We start from the raw sequence: 20,793 nt of genomic DNA, 5'->3' as shown, positions 1-20,793 counted from the left end.
AATTTGCTTTGCTGCAAAATAAAACAAATTAAGCCTTGAAGGAAATGCTTTGGTAGTTAAATGGCTAAGGTTGCTGACAAAAGTGCAATTTGAACGAAGGGAATGAGAGGAAGGGAGTTTTTTAGCCATTCTTCAAAAAAATTACTTAATCTCCTCATAATCAATGTATTCTCCATCATCAAATTGTGCATTGGAGGAATGTTTTTGGGGATCTACGGTGATGGTTACATTGCCTTTTTGCTGTGGTTTTTGATATCCTTGTGATTGGGTAGCTCCTTGACGATAAGCCTGTTGTGCATTTTGTTGTCTATTGATGGCTTCTTCTTGGAGTTTTTGAATTTTGCGAACCAATAACATAGGTACGACTCTAACAAAAACAAATTTGAGGGAAATATAAATCAAATAAACAACAAGAATGAATTTTAATAAAGCCATAATGAGGTCTTTTCTTTTATTAACACGGTAAGAGGGTGTAAAGTTCCGAATATTTTTTTGAAAAATGCTGATAAAAAGACCTACTTAAAAAAGTGTTGAAATGTGGGTATTTCGTTTTTCGCATGACAAAGATGCATGGAACAGGGGTTTTTTTGTCGAAAAATTATTTAATTTTACTCCATCTATAAAACCAAAATGTAAAAAATGTCTGCAGTAGCTTCCAACTTCAAAACTCCATTAGAAATGTTATACCATTGGGAAAAAAATAAACCCGATGCCATTTATTTGAGTCAACCACTCAAAGGTGAATACCGTCATTGGACTTGGAAAGAAGCGGGTCAGGAGATTAGGCGCATTGCAGCAGCATTGAAGGCATTGAATTTTCCGCCCAAAAGCAACATTGCTTTGATTTCTAAAAACTGCGCTCATTGGATGATGACCGATTTGGCAATTATGATGGCGGGTCATGTGTCAGTCCCCATGTACCCCAACTTACATGCCGAAACGGTGCGCTATATTTTGGAACACAGTGGTGCAAAAGCAATTTTCATTGGTAAATTGGACGATTGGGATTCGATGAAAAGTGGTTTGACAGAAGACATTTTGCCGATTTCGTTTCCGCTTTATGGTCCCGAAGGTTACAACAAATGGGAGGACTTAGCTGCAAAACACACTCCAATGGAAGGTGAACCCAACCGAGATATGGACGAAATTATGACCATCATTTACACTTCTGGCACCACAGGTACTCCCAAAGGCGTAGTGCATAATTTTGAAGCGTTGGCTTTTGCAACAACCAACGCATTGAAGGAAAGACTCAATCCTGGCCCTGATGGAGGACGTTTTTTTTCTTATTTGCCTTTGTCACACATTGCAGAACGTTTGCTCACTGGCATGGGCGGCATGTATTCAGGCGGACAGGTATATTTTGCCGAATCTTTGGATACTTTCAATAAAGACTTGGTAACGGCTCGCCCCACTATTTTCTTGGCTGTTCCTCGAATTTGGACCAAATTTAAGGGAGCGATTCTCTCTAAAATGCCTCAAAAGAAACTCAATATTTTCCTCAAAATCCCTATTCTGTCGGGTATCGTCAAAAAGAAAATTCAAACCAATTTGGGTTTGGACCAAGTGCGGCACGTCATTTCGGGAGCTGCTCCAATTGCTCCTTCTCTACTGGAATGGTACCAGAAATTGGGTTTGGATATTCAAGAAGCATACGGCATGACCGAAAATGCAGCGTATTCTCATTCCAATCCGAAGGGCAAGTGTAAAATCGGAACTGTCGGTACGGTGATGCCTGGTGTGGAGTGCAAAATCAGCGATATTGGCGAAATTCTCGTCAAAAGTAAGGCTACTATGGTGGGCTACTACAAACAACCTGCTCAAACGAAGGAAACAATGACCGATGATGGCTACTTGAAAACGGGCGATCAAGGGGAAATTGATGCCAACGGTTATTTGAAGATTACGGGGCGGGTGAAAGACATTTTCAAGACTGCAAAGGCAAAATATGTTGCCCCAAGTCCTATTGAATTGAAGTTGTCTAAAAATCCGTACATCGAGCAGGTTTGTGTGGTCGGAACGGGTATGCCGCAGCCTATGGCCTTGATTGTCTTATCAGAAGAAGGGGCGAAAATGGAACGATCCGAGATTGCAGCGAGTTTGAAGGCCACTTTTGCGGAGGTGAATCCTACTTTGGAAAATCATGAGAAATTGAAGAAGGCAATCATTATGAAAGAGGCTTGGACGGTGGAAAATGACCTATTGACTCCCTCTCTCAAAATCAAACGCAATCCTTTGGAGAAGCAATTTAGCCCAAGTTATGATGCGTGGTATGAGGATAAGGAGGCGGTGGTTTGGTGTTGAGAGTTGAACACAGTGACACAGAGGATTTTTTTGAAAGCAGAGAAAAGTATTGAGTTTTTGCAGTATGGCAACCAAACCTACTCACTTGTTGTTTAACAACAAAACAGTAATACAAATCTTCTTACTTCAAAAAATTCCCGACATCCTCTGCCCGACAAACATACAATCTACCTGTTTTTCGCACACCGCTCAACAAAGCCGTCCAGTAATACAAACCCGTTGCAAATCCTTGCTTGTCAATCGAAATTTCGTGTTTTAGTACATTCGGCAACATTTTGAAGCGATAGACAATATTGCCTTCTGCATCCCGAATATTCAAAGGGATTCTTTGGGAAGAAGTTTGATTCAGTTCAAATTGAATTTTGTCAATGCACACCGCATCTTTTTTCGGCAAAACCATGTCCAAAATACTGTCAGATTTGAAGCTCAGTTCCAATTGTTCTTCCATGCTTGCATTATGCGTGCTGATTTCCTTCAATGCAGACCGCAAGATACCCTCCAATAAATCGTCCAACTCTTCATTTGAAGTAGGCACAGACTGTCCCAAATCGAAAAAAGGATGTTTTTCGTTTGTGGGATGGTTCGTGGTAAGTTGATACAAACCAATGGTTTCTATGCTGCATTGCAGGCAATCGTGTAAATGTTCGACCAATTCACTGGGCAAATCTTCGATTCTATCCAATCGCATGGCATCTGCATAAAGCGACCGAGTCTCTAAGGTGAAATGACCGTCTGTATCAAAATAGGGTTGGGTAATCGTATTCATGATGATAAAATTTAACTTGGTTGCATATACTTCTTTTGACGTATCAAAAAACCGTTTTGGAAAACATTGCGTTTGTATTTTCATTTTTCTAACGATAGAAACGGTAAACAAGGTTTTCGAGGTATTCATCGGCAGCCTGTTTTTGGGCAGTGCTTTCTATGGTTATCTTTCGCCTAAAAATATTTTGCAGCACAAACAGTTGAATCTGTTGAAAATGATTTTTGAGCGTCCGCACACTTCCCTCCTTTTCTTCCTCCAATGCTGCCACAAAATGATTCAGCATTTCCCACAGTGTGCCTTTTGCCAAATCGGTGTAATCCTTTCCAAATTCGCTCAATATTTCGACCAACAAATCATCGGCACAATATGGATATGGTATTTTGATGTCTTTGACTATCAGAATCATTCGGTAAACCACCTTAGCTGTCATCTCAAATTTTCGGCGGGCTTGCTTGGGTAAAGTTCGGAGGATATGCCCATAGAGGTCAATGCTATCGGACTCGACTTCAACACTTGAATGAACCTTTTGCTCAATCACCTCAGCCCGTAGCTCATTGGTACTTGGACGGCGCACATACTTTCGGTATTCGTCAACTACCGCATTGTAAGCCACTCTATAAAAATAGGTTTTGAAGAGAGAATTACCCTTAAACTGTTCGGCTAATTTGTTGTCTGCCAACTTCTCCATCAACCGTCCTTGCACATTTTCGATAAATTGGTCACTGTCTTTGTCTTCAATAGAACCCTCACGCACATACTTTTGCACCATTGCAGCTACTAAATATTCGTATTTGGCAATCAGTTGAGGAGCAAAATTTTGCAGCATCCAACGGTCTTCTATATCGCTGCAAAGATTGTTGGTCAGTTCCACTATAAGTGTCGGCAGAGCAGCTTTGAGTTTGTCTTTTTGTGCCAACTTCATCAACTGCTTCAATACCTTTTTTTTGGCTTTTTCAACGATTTCTTTCTTTTGATTCGCTGGTAAACGTTTCGCCTCTACATACTTACCCACTACTCCCGCTACCAAACGCTCAAATCCAGTACTTTGAAGCAGTTTATCGGGATGTTCTTGAAGCAATTGTATGATTTCGCTATGTCGCATCTGATTTGTTGTGTTAAGGTTCTTACGTTTTTCTATATTCAATCCAAGTAAAATTACCAACTAAAAAAAAGACAAAACCATTTGATTATACATCCATTTTTATAACTTTTCAGCGTTTATCCATAAAGATTTCTGCAAAATGACATAAAAAGAAAACAAAAAATCTTTAATTCCTATGCTCTAACTCGCCTCTCAACTGTTGCCAAAATTGGAAATTCTATCGACTTCTTCGACATCTTTGATTGGCAAAGTTTCAGTCAAAAATCTCTCCACTTCTCTGTCTCTCCGTTCAATCTAAAATCCAGTGCTAAAAAAACTCTGTGCCTCCGTGCCTCCGTGTTCAAATCCCAAACCTTGCCATCGGCACAACCGACTGTTCTGCAAAATCTCCCTCAAGATACTGATAATGCGCTGTCATCGCAATCATTCCAGCATTGTCAGTGCAGTATTGAAACTGAGGAATATAGGTATTCCAACCTTTGCGTTTTCCCAATTCCTCAAAACGGCTTCGCAGTTCAGAATTGGCAGAAACGCCTCCTGCAATGGCGATTTCGGTGATGCGGAAATGTTTTGCAGCTTTCTCCAACTGTTTCAACAAAATGGTGACAATCGTATATTGTACCGAAGCGCAAATATCATGCAGGTTTTCTTCAATAAAATGTTCGTTTAGTGCCATTTCTCGCTGCAAAAAGTACAGTATTGCCGTTTTCAAACCACTGAAACTAAAATTAAAGCCGCCTTTTGATTTGGGTTGTGGAAATGTATAGGCTTTTGGATTGCCCAATTTTGCATATTTGTCCACCAAAGGACCACCAGGATAAGGAAGTCCCATGATTTTTGCGGTTTTGTCAAACGCCTCACCTGCTGCATCGTCGAGTGTTTCGCCCACTACTTGCATATCCATTGGTGAATTTATCCGCACTATCTGCGTGTGTCCTCCAGAAACAGTTAAACATAAAAAAGGAAAATTCGGTTTAGGGTCTTCAATGAAATGCGCCAATACGTGCGCTCTCATGTGATTGACCGTTATCATAGGAATCTTCAATCCTAAAGACAATCCTTTGGCAAAAGCAGTACCGACCATAAGTGAACCGATTAGCCCAGGGCCAAGTGTAAAGGCGACTCCGTCCAAGTCTTCTTTGGTGATACCTGCTTTCTTCAATGCCTGTGCTACTACAGGAACAATGTGTTGTTGATGCGCCCTTGAAGCCAATTCAGGAACGACTCCGCCCCATTCTTTGTGTACTTCTTGGTTGGCAACAATGTTGCTCAACACCTTTCCACCTTTGATTACAGCGGCGGAAGTATCATCACAAGAAGACTCTATGGCAAGCAATGTAGGAAGTTTCGTCATTTTTGATTGAACATTTGATTGAAGCTCCAAAGATAATAACTAATGCTTGAGTGAACCAAAAAGCATTCATATTGTAGAATAAGCACACCATTTTAATAATTTTATTCTATGGAAAATAACACCATACGCATTGGCGGCGTACCAGAACACTTCAATTTGCCGATTCATTTAGCCATTGAAGAAGAAAGTTTCAGTAGTAAAGGCATTGACCTTCAATGGAAAACCTTCAAAGGTGGAACAGGACAAATGACCACCGCTTTGAGAGAGGATAAAGTAGATGTATGTATTCTTTTGACAGAAGGGATTATTACAGACATCTTGCGGGGTAATCCGAGTAAGATTATCAGCAATTATGTGACTTCTCCTTTGATTTGGGGGGTTCATACATCGGCAGATAATTCTTTGTACCGCTACCGAGATATTTTTGACAAAAACTATGCTATCAGCCGTTTTGGGTCGGGTTCGCACTTGATGGCGATTGTAGATGCAGACAGCAAGGAACAAAAGATTGATGAGTCACAATTCAAAATCATCAGAAATTTGGATGGGGCTTTGGAGTCTTTGGCGAAGCAGGAAACAGATGTTTTTTATTGGGAAAAATTCACCACCAAACCCTACGTGGATTCGGGACAATTGAAGCGCATCGGTGAATTTCTTACGCCTTGGCCTTGTTTTGTGGTTGCAGCGACAGACAAAATTTTGAAGGAACAGCCTGAAAACATTATTGAAATGCTCAGAGTGATTCACAATTCTTGCCGCAATTTTATGCAGGATAATCAAGCGATTCAGATGGTAAGCGAACGATATGGTCAAAAATTGAAGGATGTAGAGCGTTGGTTTCATAGTACAGAATGGGCTACGCACGGCTGGGTAAGCAATAAAATGCTGACGAGTGTGGTGTATTCGCTTCAAACTGCGGGAATTCTGAGAGAGAATCAAGAGACCGTGGATTTGGTTTGGCGAAGGGAATGATACAAAGGATAGGTATTTATTCCTTTCTTGTCTTCGTATAGGTTTGGCAAATCTCTACTCCCTATATCACCCATACTGCAAGATAGATGTACATGGTTTTCTGCCATATCCTTGCAATTTTTCGTAGTTCTGTACTTGATAATTTGAGGCAAAACTAAGGTAATGGATTCTTTTGAATAAAATAACAATAAAGGCTGCTCAGAAGCATCGAAAGGCTATAAAAACCTTTACAATTTTCGTATCTTTGAGCAATAAATATACTTCAAATAACAAGTAACTTAGTTTAACGAAAACGAGCTTATGGCTATTGACGGAAATATTATACAAATCAATATAGAGGAGGAAATGAAGTCCGCCTATATTGATTACTCTATGTCGGTGATTGTATCACGTGCGCTGCCTGATGTAAGGGATGGATTGAAGCCTGTACAAAGAAGGGTGCTTTTTAGTATGTCGGATTTGGGATTGGGAGCAGGAAAACCTTATAAAAAATCGGCGAGAATCGTTGGGGAATGTTTTGTTGCTGGCACTCTGGTTAGCACTCCAAAAGGATTGATTCCCATTGAAGATTTGGAGATAGGGGCAGAAGTTTATACTCAATCGGGTACACAAAAAATCACCCAACTGTACATCATGCCCAAACAGCCTTTATTGGAGGTAGAAACGAGCAATGGGGCGGTGAATGTTTGTACGAAAGGGCAGATGTTTAAGGTTTTTACTCCTAATTTAACAATGGTTTGGAAAGAAGCTAAGAACATACAAATAGGTGATTATATTGTAAGTCGCTCTATTTCAAAAACTAATACAGAGTATTCATCAATCAATAATTTAAATATTGATGAAGACTTAGGCTATTTTTTAGGACACTTTTTAGCTGATGGTTGGATTGACAGAGATAATAAGCGAGGATATCATAGAATTAGTTTTGCTAACAACTCCATAGAAATTATGGAGGAGGTTCAGCGTATTATCAAGGTTAAATTTGACGAGAATTCAAACATTTCTAGTAGAAATGGTATGTTTTACCTTAGAATACACAATACAAAATTAAATAGCTGGCTAATTGAGACATTGGGGATTTCTAATAAATTAGCACATAATATTGAAGTACCTAATTATATTTTGCAGTCCCCTAAATCTGTTATTTGCGCTTTCATTTCGGGATTTATTGATGGAGATGGTTCAATTCATAAAAATAGAAATAGTGCAACCTTATTTTCTATTTCTGAGAAATTTATACGACAAATACAAGCTTTATTTATAAACTTAGGTATTTACAGTACCATTTATGCACAAGAATGTAAACCTACAAAATGGAAGAATCGAGTATTCAAACGAAATTTTATTGGATACTCCTTAGAAATATCAAGTAACTCTTTCCAAAAACTATCAGAATCTATAAACCTAATTCACCCTAAAAAACAAAATCGCTTAAAGGTCGAAGGAAGACTTTTAGTTGAAAAATATGAAAAGTTGCCTTTTATGAGTAAAGCCATTTTTCAAGAATTTAGAGATAAACATATAGGCGGTGGTTGGTATGAAGGAAAAGACGGGAAAAAAATAAGAGCAGGCGTTAAATATCCAAATGGAACAAAAATCAGATATTCCAAAGACCTTTTGGATAGTGTTGATATTTATTATGCGACACTTGAGAGATTGGGCATATTAAAAAAATTAGAAGCAATCGATTCTGAATACTACAGCCTTGTTTCAGATTGGATTGAAAATGGAATCTCTTTTATGGAAGTAAAATCCGTAAAAGAAGCTCACTCAGATATCACCTACGATATTCAAGTAGCCAATGAACATGAATTTATTGCCAATGGAATGTTGGTGCACAATTGTCTGGGAAAATACCACCCACATGGTGATTCTTCCGTATATGATGCAATGGTCCGAATGGCGCAGCCTTGGTCTTTGCGCTATCCTTTGGTGGATGGACAAGGAAACTTTGGTTCGGTAGATGGCGACAATTCTGCTGCAATGCGATATACGGAAGCCCGATTGAAGCGCATTACAGAAGATATTTTGACCGATATCGAAAAAGATACGGTTAATTTTCGACTGAATTTTGACGATAGTTTGGAAGAACCGACTGTGTTGCCTTCCAAAATTCCGAATTTGTTGGTGAATGGTGCTACGGGTATTGCAGTAGGGATGGCAACCAATATGTTGCCGCACAATTTGACCGAAATAGTAGATGGTATAGTAGCCTATATTGATAATCCTGAGATTGATATTGATGGCTTGATGGAATATGTCAAAGCACCTGACTTTCCAACAGGTGGAACGATTTATGGATATGAGGGCATTAAGGAAGGATTTAAAACAGGGCGTGGTCGAATCGTGGTGAGAGGTCGTTCTGAGATTGAGTTGTATGGTAAAAACAATGAACGGGAACGAATCATCGTGACGGAGATTCCCTATCAAGTCAATAAAGCGAGGCTGATTGAAAAAACGGCAGAATTGGTTAACTCCAAGCGCATTGAAGGCATTACTGCAATTCGGGATGAATCGGATAGAAACGGAATGAGGATTGTGTATGAAATTCGCAGAGATGCCAATGCTCAGGTTGTTCTAAATCAATTGTATAGCTATACGTATCTTCAATCTTCATTTGGAGTCAACAATGTGTGTTTGGTGAATGGTCGACCACGTTTGCTGAATTTGAAGGAATTGATGAAGTATTTTGTGGAATTCCGCCACGAAGTAGTGATTCGACGCACTCAATACGATTTGCGCCAAGCCGAAAAACGAGCGCATTTGTTAGAGGGCTACTTGATTGCGCTTGACCATTTGGACGAAATCATCAAATTGATTCGTGGTTCTCAAAGTCCTGATATTGCGAAGCAGGGTTTGATGGATAATTTTGGATTGAGTGATATTCAAGCAAAAGCGATTTTGGATATGCGTTTGCAGCGGTTGACGGCTATGGAGCGCGACAAAATCAAAAACGACTATGAGGAAGTTCAGCAAAAAATTGCTCACCTCAATGAAATTCTCGCCAATGAACCGATGAGAATGGGTATTATCAAAGATGAACTCGCAGAGGTGAAGGCCAAATATGGCGATGTACGCAAAACGGACATTGTGGCAGCGGAAGGTGAAATGAGCATTGAAGACTTGACAAACAATGAGCAGGTGGTTGTCTCTATTTCGCACTTAGGCTATATGAAACGCACAAGTTTGACGGAATACCGTGAGCAAAATAGGGGCGGAAAAGGGTCGAAAGGTTCGGCTACTCGTGATGAGGATTTTGTAGAGCATTTGTTTATCGGCTCGACCCACGATTATTTGTTGGTGTTTACCGAACAAGGACGCTGTCATTGGCTGCGAATGTACAATGTTCCAGAGGGCAGCAAAACGTCGAAAGGTCGTCCAATTCAAAACATTGTTCAGTTACCGAAAGAAGATAAAGCTCGTGCATATTTGACGGTAACGGACTTGACTGACGAAGATATTTTGAACAACCACTATGTTATGTTCTGTACCAAATATGGAGTGATTAAAAAAACACCTTTGAAGGCATTTTCTCGCCCACGCCAAAATGGTATCAATGCGATTGGTATCAATGAGGGCGATAGACTTTTGGAAGTGAAACTGACGAATGGTCATTGCGATGTAGTGATGGGCATTCGTTCTGGTCGTGCGATTCGTTTTCCAGAAGATACTGTCCGTTCGATGGGGCGCAATGCAACTGGAGTAAGGGGCATTCGATTGAAGGAAAATAGCAATGATGAAGTAGTAGGTATGCTGTGTATTGACCGAAGGTTTGCTCATGATACTACTGTATTGGTGGTTTCTGAAAAAGGCTATGGTAAACGGACGGATTTGGAGGAATATAGAGTGACCAACAGGGGGGGAAAGGGTGTTAAGACAATCAATGTGACTACCAAAACAGGTAATCTGATTGCGATGAAAGATGTGGTGGATGAAAATGGTTTGATGATTATAAATAAATCGGGGATTTCTATTCGGATGAGTGTTGCTGATATTTCTACAAGCGGAAGAGCTACACAAGGAGTTCGTTTGATTAACCTAAACGATGATGATGACATTGCTAGTGTGGCAAAAATTCCTGCCTCGGAGGAAGATGATAATGTGGGGTCTGAAGACAACCCAATATCTTCCGAATTGAATGATATATCTGAAACAGAGATGGAGAATACTCCTCCTGAAAATTAAACCGAAGTATTTAGATGTATTCTAACCATTGACGAAAACAATTTTTCTATTTTTTTTTTAATGTAAATTTCATTGTAAACTATGAAGTATAATATTTTTCCAGTCTTGTTTTGCTTGTTATTCAGTGCTGCAAGTTTCGCTCAAAGTGCAAGCTTGAATAGTGCATCTACAAGCTACAACACCTACGTTGGCGTAGAAAAAATTATCGGTAAAACAGAATCTTTGGATAAGGCAAAGGAGGCGATAGATGATGCGATTGCCAGTGTAAAAGAAAAACTGGCGGCAAATGACCCCAAGTTGAAGTCGAAGTTGACGGCTAAAGCCTTTCATTATCAAGGTGCTATCTACGCCGAAATTGCAGGCATTGAAAACCACGCTGCCAATGCAGGTGCAGCAGAAACCGCATTGGAGGCCATCAAAGCCTCTATAGCTGCTGATGAAAAAGGTGTGCATAGTGATCAAAACTTAAAGGTTTTGGACTTTATCAGAGCCATGTACTACAACGATGGTATCTCTTCTTTTCAGTCTAAAGAGTACGACAAAGGCTTAGAGAATTTCAAAACTTCTTTGACCATTACCGATCTTATCAATAGCAATTCTGACCAAGCAATTACGGACACTTCTGCAATTGTGATGAGTGCTTACTGTGCTCAAAATGCAAAAAACTATGAGGACGCTATCAAGTACTACGAGAAAGCTGTTGCTCTCGACTATGATGACGAAAACATGTATTTGTCATTGAATCAACTGTACACTGCAGCAGAAGATAACGAAAAAGCACATGCGATTTTGGAGGCAGGTAAAAAACGATATGGTCCTGAGAAATTTATGATTGCAGAAATCAATGGTTTCTTGAAAGATGGTAAAAATGATGAAGCAGTCGCATTGATGCAAGAAGCTGTAGAAAACAAAGCCTATTCAGAGAATGCTAGTTTGTTGTTTGCCTTGGGTGCTGCTTTTGAAAACTTAGAGGTGGAGAACAATAAAGAAAAAGCATTGGAGTACTACAACAAAGCTTTGACTTTAGAGCCTAAATTGTTTGATGCACTTTACAATACAGGTGCATTGTACTATAATATGGCGGTTGCTAACATTACAGCAGCAAACGAATTGCCTTTGAGCAAACAAAAAGAGTATGATGGACTAAAGAAAGAGGCTGAAGTTAACTTCAATAAAGCATTGCCTTTCTTTGATCGGGCATTGGAGGTGAATGCCAACGACTTGAATACACTAATTGCATTGAAGGAGATTCATGCTCAATTGGGAGATATGGCGAAGTCTAAAGAATACAAAGACCGCTATGAAGCCCTACAAGAGGGTGGCGAATAAAATTCTTCAATGAGTTTTAATTACCCATTGAAGGATTCTTAAAAAAGCGAAAGCCGAAGTTGTTATGATAACAGCTTCGGCTTTTGTTTTTATTGCAGAAACAAATTGCCTATTTTGGTTTGTTTCCATTAGATTTTTTGCTAAATTTTGAAGGGGTGAAATATGCTTTGCGGACGGATGTGATGTATCGGAGGAAGGGGGTTTAGATTCCAGTTAAGTTTGTTGAACAAGTTTTCAAAATTTCGTATTTTTCAGAAAATATTTTAAATCATGCAAGCAAATTTTAAATTGACGTTAGAGGAATTGACTCCCGATTTTTTGGAGCAATTGAAGGTTTTGTTTTCAGGTAATGCCAATACGGGAGTCCAAATTGTAGTAAACCCCCAATTGACACCAGACGCTACTTCTACTTTAGAAGTGATGAACGAAGATTTATTTTGGGAATTGATAGCTACTTTGGATTGGGGACAAGAAGATGTAGAAGAAGTGAGTACAGCTATAATTGACGTATTATCCAAAAAATCATTAGCGGATATTTACCAATTTGAAGAAATCTTAGCTGATAAGCTTTATCAATTGGATGGTCAAAAATATGCCGAAAATATTGGAGAACATGCTTATCAAGACGGAGAATATTTTTCAAGTGACCACTTTTTATATGCCAGATGTTGGGTAGTTGCTTGTGGTAAAACATTTTATCAAAGTGTGCTGTCCAATCCTTCCCAAATGCCTAAAGATTCTACTTTTGAACCTCTACTATATATCGCTGAAAAAGCCTACGAACTAAAAACAGCCAAAACCGATTATGCTTATTTTCCTCAAAAAAGCTATGAAACATATAGTAACAAAGAAGCTTGGGGCAGAGAAAAAGAAAAGGAAACAGTGGTATTATGAAGCAACACAAACATGGAAATGCGAAGGAGAATAATAACTTACATCACCTGTATGAAATTGTCGACACAGAAATTGAAGACACTTACAAATATGGTATCAGTGGAGAAGAATTGTTGAAGGATGGCAGTTCAAGACGTGCAAATCGACAAGTGACTTTGTTCAATAAAGTAGCAGGGTGGCTTCGATTTTTTGCTCGTATTTTGTTGAAAGACATTGATGGACGTGAACAGGCACTGGAAGTAGAGAAGGAGTATATTGAAGACTATAAGCAAAAAAACGGAGGTAAACCACCGAGAGGGAATGACTGAAAAAAAGCCTCTCAGTAAATACCAAGAGGCTTTCAAAATTCAATTCCAAAGTATTATTTGAATTTGCAGTTGTTGAGTGACAGCGAAATCCCGATTTTTCATCAGGGAGTTTTTAATTTGAATTTCCCTTACTTCTCCACAACCGCTGAAGCAATATGCAATTCCTTGTACTGTAAGTCTTCAATCGGAGAAGGTGCATTCAACATCACATCCCGACCACTGTTGTTTTTAGGGAAAGCGATAAAGTCACGGATGCTCTCTTGACCACCCAAAAGCGCACACAATCTGTCAAAACCAAAAGCAATACCACCATGAGGCGGCGCACCATACTCAAATGCCCGCATCAAAAAGCCAAACTTTTCCTCTGCCTCTTCCTTACCAACGCCCAAGAGGTCAAACATTTTTTCCTGCAAATCTCGCTCATGAATACGAATCGAGCCACCTGCAATTTCATTGCCATTTAAGCACAAGTCATAGGCCTCCGCTTTGATTTCTGCAATGTTTTCGATGTTTTCGTAGCCAGCTTTTGGACGGGTGAAAGGGTGGTGGCAAGCATGGTAATGTTCGAGTTCTTCGTCCCACTCCAACAACGGAAAGTCCAAAACCCAAAGAGCCTTAAATTCGTCTGCTTTTCGCAAACCCAAACGATTGCCCAACTCCAAGCGAAGTTGGCCCAATTGTTTGCGGGTTTTGTCTGTTTCACCCGAAATCACCAACAACAAATCGCCCGCTTTTGCGCCCATTTTTGCAGCCCACTCAGCCGATTGTTCCTCATTGAAGAACTTTTTGACCGAAGAATTGAAGCCTCCATTTTCCTCACATTTCACCCACACCAAACCTTTTGCACCAATTTGAGGGCGTTTCACCCAATTGGTCAATTCGTCCAATTGCTTGCGGGTATAATCTGCTGCGCCTTCTACACAAAGACCCGCCACCAATTCGGCACTGTCAAATACTGCAAAGCCTTTGTTTTGAGTCAGTTCGTTGAGTTCTGTAATTTTCATTCCAAAACGGGTATCGGGTTTGTCAATACCATAAAAACGAATCGCATCATCGTAAGCCATTCTTTCGACTTCGCCCAAGTCAATGTTTTTGACTGTCTTCATAATGTGACGAAGCAAGGCTTCAAACGTTTGCAGCACATCCTCACGAGTCACGAAAGACATTTCACAGTCAATTTGGGTAAACTCTGGCTGACGGTCTGCCCGCAAATCTTCATCACGGAAGCAACGCACGATTTGGAAATACTTGTCATAACCTGACACCATCAACAACTGCTTGAAGGTTTGAGGAGATTGTGGCAAAGCATAAAATTGTCCAGCGTTCATCCTTGAAGGAACGACAAAATCCCTTGCTCCTTCTGGTGTACTTTTGATGAGGAAAGGCGTTTCGATTTCAAGGAAACCCTGTTCTGATAAGTATTTGCGTGTTTCGGCAGCTACTTGATGGCGCAAAATGATGTTGCGCTGAACAGCAGGTCGTCGAAGGTCGAGGTAGCGGTATTTCATGCGAAGTTCGTCACCTCCATCGGTTTCTTCTTCAATGGTGAAAGGCGGCACTTTCGACTTGTTGAGGATGGACAATGTTTTGGCATCAATCTCAATACTGCCTGTTGGTATGTTGGGGTTCTTGTTGCTTCGTTCCCGAACAGTTCCTGTTGATTGAATCACAAATTCTCTTCCTAAAGTATCGGCAAGGTCACACAAGTCGGCATCTTTGCTGCGGTCAAAAACCAATTGGGTAATCCCATAACGGTCTCGTACATCTACGAAGGTCATTCCACCAAACTCTCGTGCTATCTGTACCCATCCACTGATGGTAACATGCTCACCAACATTGGTAAGTCTTAATTCGCCGCAATTGTGTGTTCTATACATTTTTTGTAACAGCTTTAAGAATAAAATAAATGTGTTGTTAAAAATTCTCTAATCTTTGTTAATTTTAAGGGTGCAAAGGTATTTATTTTTTACTACATTGCTTTAGCAACGAGCAAAAATTACGTTTAGTTCCTTTGACGAAATCCGACATCAAACTTCAAAAATCATACATCCTATATCCATTGTAGAATTTATGATGTATGAATAACGATATTTGATTTGTGATTTATTCATAAGACAAAGTTTCTAATTCTATCAAATCGTACCTCATGGCAGATCCAGCGTTGAAACAATATGGCCTACTTGAATATTTGGAAATGGAAGAATATTCAGAAGAAAAACACGAATACCACGATGGTTTTATAAAAGCAATGTCGGGTGGAACTCTTGACCACAGCACTATTACAAGTAATGTTGTCGCTTGTATTCGAGAAGAATCATTGAAGCAAGGTGGAAAATGCCGTCCTGCAAATGGGGATTTGAAGGTCTATATTGAAGGGGTCAATAAGAGTTTTTACCCCGATGCAATGGCGATTTGTGAGGAGGCTGAGTTTCATTTAGGGCGAAAAGACATCATTACCAATCCAACTTTAATTGTTGAAGTGCTTTCCAAAGGCACAGAAGCTTTTGATAGAGGGAAGAAATTTCGGTGCTATCAAAAACTCCCTTCCTTCAAAGAATACATACTCGTTTCGCAAGACCAACCTGTTGTTGAAGGATACTTCCGAGAAGATGAAAGCCTTTGGCGCATTTCCAATGCTGTTGGCTTAGACAAAAGTATTCCTTTTTATTCGATGGGTTGTGAAGTGCAATTGAAGGACATCTATGCTTTTATTAATTTTTCGGGAGATGCTCAACTGAAATTGGATTTGTAGAATTCTAGTGCCGAAGCTACGCTCTTATTGCTCTATCATTCATTTATTTTCTACAAATAGAGGCTTGGCTACGCGCTCTTCTTTATGTCAAATTACTTCTTTTACAACACACTAAATTTTTATTCTCATTTTAATTTTCATTTCAATGCTTCAATTAACCAAAAAATTTTCTTCAAAAAGAGCTTTCATCACAGGTGCTGCCTCTGGCTTGGGCAAAGAAATGAGTCTTCTGCTCGCAAAAGATGGTTGGACTATCGGCATGAGCGACATCAATGAAACAGCTTTGGCTCAGGCTGCAAAGTCGGTGACGGATGCAGGAGGAAAGGCCTTGACCTATCAACTGGATGTGGCTGACGAACAGCAATATACATCGGTAGTAGATGCTTATTTGGCCAAAACTTCGGGCATTGATGTATTGATTAACAATGCGGGTGTGGGCGATGGTGGCGGTATTGACGAATATTCGCTGGACAATTGGCGGTGGATGATTGGCATCAATCAAATGGGGGTTTTGTATGGTTGCTATCTTTTTGTGCCTGCCATGAAACGGCAAAAAAGTGGTCATATTATCAACATTGCAAGTGCAGCAGCGTTTGCTTCTTCACCCAAAATGGGGGCTTACAATATGACAAAGGCAGCCGTTCGTTCGCTTTCGGAGACCCTTTCGATTGAACTGGATGGCGATAATATTGATGTGTCGGTGGTAATGCCTACTTTTATCAAAACTAATATCATGCAGTATGCTCGTGGAACAGAACAGGCTACCAAAACGGGCAAGGAATTGTTGAATCGAACGAATGTCACTGCTCAAGTAGCAGCAATTGAAATTTTGACAAGAGCTGGAAAAGGGGAATTGAATATTGTATTTCCTAGAGAGGCAAAGATTTTCTATGCTTTGAAGCGGTTTATGCCCAATACTTTTAGAAAGTTGATTATGAAACGTTTCAGCGAATTTGAAAAGGAGTTGGAGATATAAAACTACTTATTCCCAAGATTATTTGGTATTTTCGCATATTGTAAAGAGTTAGTTTTTGTAAAGGAATTAGCTTTTTCAATACTCTTTTTTTCATAATAAATGACCTATTCCAATGAATGCAAATACGAAAGTTTCCTCACTTATGACAAGGAAGTTGATTTATGCAAAAACCAACAATGCTTTTTCAGAAATCCTTCAATTGTTTCTAAGCAAAAATATTCACCACCTACCCATTATGAATGACGATGATGAGTTAATTGGCATTGTTAGTTCACATGATGTACTGAATGCTTTAAGCAACCTAATCTATCGTCCTAATCAAAAAATAGATATTGATAATGTAGATGAAGAAGTAAAGATTGAAGACATTATGACTTCAAACCCAACTGTTATCTCTCCTGAAGAAACATTGGGGAATGCTGCGATTATTTTTGCAACGCATAAATTTCAGGCACTTCCTATTGTGGATGGGTCTGGGAAGTTACAAGGTATTCTTACTTCAAGAGATATAGTAAACGAGTTTGCTGTCAATAGGTAAGCAAACCAAAAATTTCATTTTGATAAAACTGAAAAGAATCAAAAGTAAAAAAGGCGAACCATATTCAAAAATATGGTTCGCCTTTTTTGTGTGCTATTATATTATACCTTGATAGTTCGATTGTAGCATCTGTTCTATCACCAATTACCCTCTTATTTTTGAGCAAAGAAACTTGCTGCTTCGTAGGTATTGAGCAATTTAGATTCATTGAGGTAATACAAATCATCTTTGTAAATGAATAAGCAGTTACCGCCTTTAATCGTGTTGATAATGTTGTAGGTATCTTCTAATGGAACTGCTGGACAGCCATAACTTCTTCCACATCGGCCATATCTGTTTACAAATGATTGTCCGACAAAATCTGCTCCATGTAATACGATGGCTCGGCTACGAGCTTGGTCATTGAAGTCGACTTCCATTCCGTCTAATCTTAGTGAATATCCAAAATCGCCTTGATAGGGATTGTCCGTTTTGTAAAACCCAAGGCTACTTTGCAGTGAGTTATGTGCATTGGAGAAGTTGGTAGCATAAATCAACCCTGTGTTTTTTCCATGAGCTACAAAAGTTTGCTTCAACAATTTTTTCTGATTCAAATCTACAATATACATTCTCTTCTCAAAAGAAGGTTTACGGAAGTCTATAATCGAAACAATACTTTTGTGGGGCATGATTTGCCCTTGTTTCATTAAATTGTAGAAGCCTGTCACACCTGATTTGAACACATAAAAGTCTAGTCCTTTTGCTTCGAGCCCTGCTTTTTCATAGGTATCTTTTGCATAGTCTTCAAACTGTACTAGTTGTGCTTCAATCGAATTGGCAGTGTTTGCATTGCCTAAATTGGAGAGATGAGAAGTGTGGGGCAGACTGCTAAGAATAGATACTAAAACAACAAAAATCCCAATGCGTAAAATTTTTTTCAAGCCATTCATTCGTTTAAAAATTAGATGATTTACGACAATAATTAACCTTAATATGGATACTGGTGGTAATGCTTCTAAAGGTTTTTATTAGGGGTTGAAGTTTTGAAATAAAGCTGTGGAGTCTTTATTTGGTTTGTGCTGTCCACAAAAATAATCATTCAAACGATTATTCTGGTAATAAATAGACAAATATTTTGCCAAACGTTTTTTTTATTTAAAATCAATTTCATCTAACGCTCAAACTTGCACAAATATAGAGTGGTTAATTTGTGGTATAATATTTTTGGTTTGAGCAGTCTGAAACAATTGTATAATGGCTTTTTGTCCTTTTTCACCCAAATTCAAACTATATTCATTCACATATAAATCAATGTGTTGCATCATAACTTTGTGGTTCATTTCCTGTGCATATTGACTCACATAGGGCAGCGTGTCATTGGGGTTCTTCATTGCATTTTCTACACTCTTCTTGACCAAGTTATTTATTTTACTTTTTATGGCTACGGGCAATGACCTCCTAATGACGATTCCTCCCAATGGGATGGGTAGTTCGGTTTCGGTTTCCCAATATTCTCCCAAATCTATCAATTTTTTCAAGCCCTTTTCCTGATAAGTAAAGCGATTCTCATGAATAATCAAGCCCGCATCTACCCTACCCTTCAATACGGCATCTTCGATTTCGGAAAAAAGCATTTCTTCTTTGTTCATTGCAGTAGGAAAGGCCAAACTCAATAGAAAATTCGCAGTAGTAAATTTTCCTGGAATGGCAATTTTTAGGTCTGTTACTTTACCCAAATCTATTTCTTCTTTAGCTATGAGTAGTGGGCCGCAATTGTTGCCGAGGGCACTCCCTGCATGGAGTAATTCATATTTATCCAATACGTATCCCAAAGCATGATAACTCAGTTTTGTAATATCTAAAGCCCCTTCAAAAGCCATTTTATTCAACTCTGCAACATCTGCAATGTGAAAATTGAAGTCAATGCCTTCGGTGTCTATTTTGTCGTTCACCAAAGCATCAAATATAAAGGTATCATTCGGACAAGGTGAAAAACCTAATGATAATGTTCTCATGTGATTGTGTGATTGTGTGATTGTGTGATTGTGTGATTGTGTGACAAGAACCATTAACAATCCGTTCATCTCATAGTTTTATGATTTCTATGAGTAATTGATTTAAATTCTTAATCGCTAGAGGAATATTCCATTTTGACTTATTGCGTACTTCCACAAAGTTAGAAATCGCACGTAGTTCTACAAAAGGTTGTTTAGACATCAGGCAACTGTAGAAGAATGCAGCACCTTCCATGCTTTCAATCTGGGGGTGAAATAATTTTTTTGCATCAAAAATAGAACTTTCACTTCCCAATACTTTATTGACAGTAATGGAAGATGCCGTTTTTAAATTTCGCAGCGTTGGAAAAATAGTGTTGTAGGAACTGAACAATCTACCATTTTGATATGGAAATTGGTTTTTATCAAAAAACGCCATCTCTGACAAAGGAATAAACCTTTCACCGTCTTCTGCTCCTATATCACCAAAAACTTGAGATTGAACACAAACAATTTGCCCAATTTTGATTTGATGGTCAAAACTACCTGCAATACCAACATTGACGGCCAAGTCATACGTTTTTTGTGCCAATAAGCGTCCGAGGTGAAATGCGGTGTGTGCAATCCCAACTCCTGTAATAAGGATATCTATATGAAAATGACGATAGAGAAATTCGTAAAAACTTTGTTCCTCTTTTTGCGTTAAACCCAGTGATTGTAAGAAGGGAGCAATTTCATTGTATGTTGCAGCCACAAATAAGATTTTCATTGCCAATATTGATTGTAAATTGTTTGTTTCCAAGCACATTGAAGCCTATTCTACATCATTGCTTAGACTTTTTTTAAGATAGTGTAAGTTATTATTGCACAACATACCAATTATTTCGCACTGAATATTACTATCTTTGCACAAAGAATCAATGATATGGTTTATCTGACGAGAAGGGAACGATTCAATTCGGCTCATAAACTGTATAATCCCAATTGGGATCAAGCAACAAATGATGCTGTTTTTGGCAAATGTGCGAATGAAAATTGGCATGGTCACAACTATCATTTGTTTGTAACAGTGAAAGGAACCCCGAATCCTGATACAGGTTTCATTATCAATGTAAAAACACTGAGTACAATCATACGTGAATACGTTATTGAGAAGGTAGATCACCGAAACCTCAACTTAGATGTAGATTTTTTGCAGGGAGTGATTCCTTCTACCGAAAATTTTGCAATAGCAATCTGGCGAGAATTAGCACCTCACATTGAAGCAAACGACTGTCAATTACATTGCGTAAAGCTCACCGAAACGGAAAATATTTACGTAGAATACTATGGTGATTAAG

Annotated in this window: 18 protein-coding genes; 10 read left to right on the top strand and 8 right to left on the bottom strand. The window is 39.0% G+C overall.

What is annotated here, in order from left to right:
- Positions 1-141: 141 nt before the first annotated feature.
- A complete protein-coding gene (locus R3E32_21975) occupies positions 142-435 on the bottom strand; it encodes a DUF4834 family protein (GenBank protein MEZ4887416.1) in 294 nt (97 codons plus the stop codon).
- A 204-nt stretch (positions 436-639) separates the two neighbouring features.
- On the opposite strand from R3E32_21975, the gene R3E32_21970 reads away from it, so the two are divergent.
- Complete coding sequence (locus R3E32_21970) at positions 640-2,304, top strand: AMP-binding protein (GenBank protein MEZ4887415.1); 1,665 nt, start codon at positions 640-642, stop codon at positions 2,302-2,304.
- A gap of 121 nt (positions 2,305-2,425) precedes the next feature.
- Here R3E32_21970 and R3E32_21965 read toward each other — a convergent pair whose 3' ends face one another.
- From R3E32_21965 to tsaD, 3 genes are all read right to left on the bottom strand, one after another.
- Positions 2,426-3,070, bottom strand: a complete 645-nt coding sequence (locus tag R3E32_21965) for a hypothetical protein (protein ID MEZ4887414.1) — start codon at positions 3,068-3,070, stop codon at positions 2,426-2,428.
- A gap of 88 nt (positions 3,071-3,158) precedes the next feature.
- Positions 3,159-4,172: a hypothetical protein gene (locus tag R3E32_21960; GenBank protein ID MEZ4887413.1), complete on the bottom strand. Its 1,014-nt coding sequence runs from the start codon at positions 4,170-4,172 to the stop codon at positions 3,159-3,161.
- A 340-nt stretch (positions 4,173-4,512) separates the two neighbouring features.
- Complete coding sequence (gene tsaD, locus R3E32_21955; protein MEZ4887412.1) at positions 4,513-5,526, bottom strand: tRNA (adenosine(37)-N6)-threonylcarbamoyltransferase complex transferase subunit TsaD; 1,014 nt, start codon at positions 5,524-5,526, stop codon at positions 4,513-4,515.
- Positions 5,527-5,634: 108 nt separating this feature from the next.
- Between tsaD and R3E32_21950 the strand changes: the two genes are divergently transcribed.
- The 5 genes from R3E32_21950 (at position 5,635) to R3E32_21930 (ending at position 13,214) form a co-directional block, all read left to right on the top strand.
- The gene (locus R3E32_21950; protein ID MEZ4887411.1) at positions 5,635-6,498 is read left to right on the top strand and encodes a substrate-binding domain-containing protein; all 864 of its coding nucleotides are present in this window, start codon (positions 5,635-5,637) and stop codon (positions 6,496-6,498) included.
- 300 nt (positions 6,499-6,798) lie between these two features.
- Positions 6,799-10,683: a DNA gyrase subunit A gene (gyrA, locus tag R3E32_21945; protein MEZ4887410.1), complete on the top strand. Its 3,885-nt coding sequence runs from the start codon at positions 6,799-6,801 to the stop codon at positions 10,681-10,683.
- Between the two features lie 81 nt (positions 10,684-10,764).
- Entirely contained in the window at positions 10,765-12,012 is a 1,248-nt protein-coding gene (locus tag R3E32_21940) for a hypothetical protein (protein MEZ4887409.1), read from the top strand.
- Positions 12,013-12,282: 270 nt separating this feature from the next.
- Complete coding sequence (locus R3E32_21935) at positions 12,283-12,906, top strand: DUF4240 domain-containing protein (protein MEZ4887408.1); 624 nt, start codon at positions 12,283-12,285, stop codon at positions 12,904-12,906.
- Positions 12,903-13,214, top strand: a complete 312-nt coding sequence (locus tag R3E32_21930; protein MEZ4887407.1) for a hypothetical protein — start codon at positions 12,903-12,905, stop codon at positions 13,212-13,214. Before R3E32_21935 ends, R3E32_21930 begins: the two co-directional genes overlap by 4 nt.
- Positions 13,215-13,342: 128 nt before the next feature.
- On the opposite strand, the gene aspS is transcribed toward R3E32_21930, so the two are convergent.
- On the bottom strand, positions 13,343-15,091 hold the full coding sequence (gene aspS, locus R3E32_21925; GenBank protein ID MEZ4887406.1) for an aspartate--tRNA ligase: 1,749 nt from the start codon (positions 15,089-15,091) through the stop codon (positions 13,343-13,345).
- A gap of 269 nt (positions 15,092-15,360) precedes the next feature.
- Between aspS and R3E32_21920 the strand changes: the two genes are divergently transcribed.
- The 3 genes from R3E32_21920 (at position 15,361) to R3E32_21910 (ending at position 17,480) form a co-directional block, all read left to right on the top strand.
- On the top strand, positions 15,361-15,966 hold the full coding sequence (locus R3E32_21920; GenBank protein MEZ4887405.1) for a Uma2 family endonuclease: 606 nt from the start codon (positions 15,361-15,363) through the stop codon (positions 15,964-15,966).
- A 145-nt stretch (positions 15,967-16,111) separates the two neighbouring features.
- Complete coding sequence (locus tag R3E32_21915; GenBank protein MEZ4887404.1) at positions 16,112-16,942, top strand: SDR family NAD(P)-dependent oxidoreductase; 831 nt, start codon at positions 16,112-16,114, stop codon at positions 16,940-16,942.
- Positions 16,943-17,084: 142 nt separating this feature from the next.
- Entirely contained in the window at positions 17,085-17,480 is a 396-nt protein-coding gene (locus R3E32_21910) for a CBS domain-containing protein (protein MEZ4887403.1), read from the top strand.
- A gap of 152 nt (positions 17,481-17,632) precedes the next feature.
- Here the strand turns inward: R3E32_21910 and R3E32_21905 are convergent, their stop codons facing one another.
- The 3 genes from R3E32_21905 to mqnB form a co-directional block, all read right to left on the bottom strand.
- Complete coding sequence (locus R3E32_21905; protein ID MEZ4887402.1) at positions 17,633-18,400, bottom strand: murein L,D-transpeptidase catalytic domain family protein; 768 nt, start codon at positions 18,398-18,400, stop codon at positions 17,633-17,635.
- A 237-nt stretch (positions 18,401-18,637) separates the two neighbouring features.
- Positions 18,638-19,474, bottom strand: coding sequence for a 1,4-dihydroxy-6-naphthoate synthase (locus R3E32_21900; GenBank protein ID MEZ4887401.1), 837 nt, complete (start codon positions 19,472-19,474; stop codon positions 18,638-18,640).
- A gap of 70 nt (positions 19,475-19,544) precedes the next feature.
- Entirely contained in the window at positions 19,545-20,222 is a 678-nt protein-coding gene (mqnB, locus tag R3E32_21895) for a futalosine hydrolase (protein ID MEZ4887400.1), read from the bottom strand.
- A 156-nt stretch (positions 20,223-20,378) separates the two neighbouring features.
- Between mqnB and R3E32_21890 the strand changes: the two genes are divergently transcribed.
- Positions 20,379-20,792: a 6-carboxytetrahydropterin synthase gene (locus R3E32_21890; protein MEZ4887399.1), complete on the top strand. Its 414-nt coding sequence runs from the start codon at positions 20,379-20,381 to the stop codon at positions 20,790-20,792.
- Position 20,793: the final 1 nt, after the last annotated feature.

Source organism: Chitinophagales bacterium (genome assembly GCA_041392475.1).
In the GTDB taxonomy this organism is placed as follows: domain Bacteria; phylum Bacteroidota; class Bacteroidia; order Chitinophagales; family UBA2359; genus JAUHXA01.
The sequence above is the reverse complement of the archived record's forward strand: the minus strand, read 5'-3'. Positions and strand labels throughout refer to the sequence as shown.

Bases quoted from the DNA above. Each gene is read 5' to 3' on its own strand.
- R3E32_21935 (MEZ4887408.1), top strand. From the start codon at position 12,283: ATGCAAGCAAATTTTAAATTGACGTTAGAGGAATTGACTCCCGATTTT.
- gyrA (MEZ4887410.1), top strand. From the start codon at position 6,799: ATGGCTATTGACGGAAATATTATACAAATCAATATAGAGGAGGAAATG.
- R3E32_21970 (MEZ4887415.1), top strand. From the start codon at position 640: ATGTCTGCAGTAGCTTCCAACTTCAAAACTCCATTAGAAATGTTATAC.
- R3E32_21930 (MEZ4887407.1), top strand. From the start codon at position 12,903: ATGAAGCAACACAAACATGGAAATGCGAAGGAGAATAATAACTTACAT.
- R3E32_21950 (MEZ4887411.1), top strand. From the start codon at position 5,635: ATGGAAAATAACACCATACGCATTGGCGGCGTACCAGAACACTTCAAT.
- tsaD (MEZ4887412.1), bottom strand. From the start codon at position 5,526: ATGACGAAACTTCCTACATTGCTTGCCATAGAGTCTTCTTGTGATGAT.
- R3E32_21910 (MEZ4887403.1), top strand. From the start codon at position 17,085: ATGACAAGGAAGTTGATTTATGCAAAAACCAACAATGCTTTTTCAGAA.
- aspS (MEZ4887406.1), bottom strand. From the start codon at position 15,091: ATGTATAGAACACACAATTGCGGCGAATTAAGACTTACCAATGTTGGT.
- R3E32_21900 (MEZ4887401.1), bottom strand. From the start codon at position 19,474: ATGAGAACATTATCATTAGGTTTTTCACCTTGTCCGAATGATACCTTT.
- R3E32_21920 (MEZ4887405.1), top strand. From the start codon at position 15,361: ATGGCAGATCCAGCGTTGAAACAATATGGCCTACTTGAATATTTGGAA.
- R3E32_21960 (MEZ4887413.1), bottom strand. From the start codon at position 4,172: ATGCGACATAGCGAAATCATACAATTGCTTCAAGAACATCCCGATAAA.
- R3E32_21940 (MEZ4887409.1), top strand. From the start codon at position 10,765: ATGAAGTATAATATTTTTCCAGTCTTGTTTTGCTTGTTATTCAGTGCT.
- R3E32_21975 (MEZ4887416.1), bottom strand. From the start codon at position 435: ATGGCTTTATTAAAATTCATTCTTGTTGTTTATTTGATTTATATTTCC.
- R3E32_21890 (MEZ4887399.1), top strand. From the start codon at position 20,379: ATGGTTTATCTGACGAGAAGGGAACGATTCAATTCGGCTCATAAACTG.
- R3E32_21915 (MEZ4887404.1), top strand. From the start codon at position 16,112: ATGCTTCAATTAACCAAAAAATTTTCTTCAAAAAGAGCTTTCATCACA.
- mqnB (MEZ4887400.1), bottom strand. From the start codon at position 20,222: ATGAAAATCTTATTTGTGGCTGCAACATACAATGAAATTGCTCCCTTC.
- R3E32_21965 (MEZ4887414.1), bottom strand. From the start codon at position 3,070: ATGAATACGATTACCCAACCCTATTTTGATACAGACGGTCATTTCACC.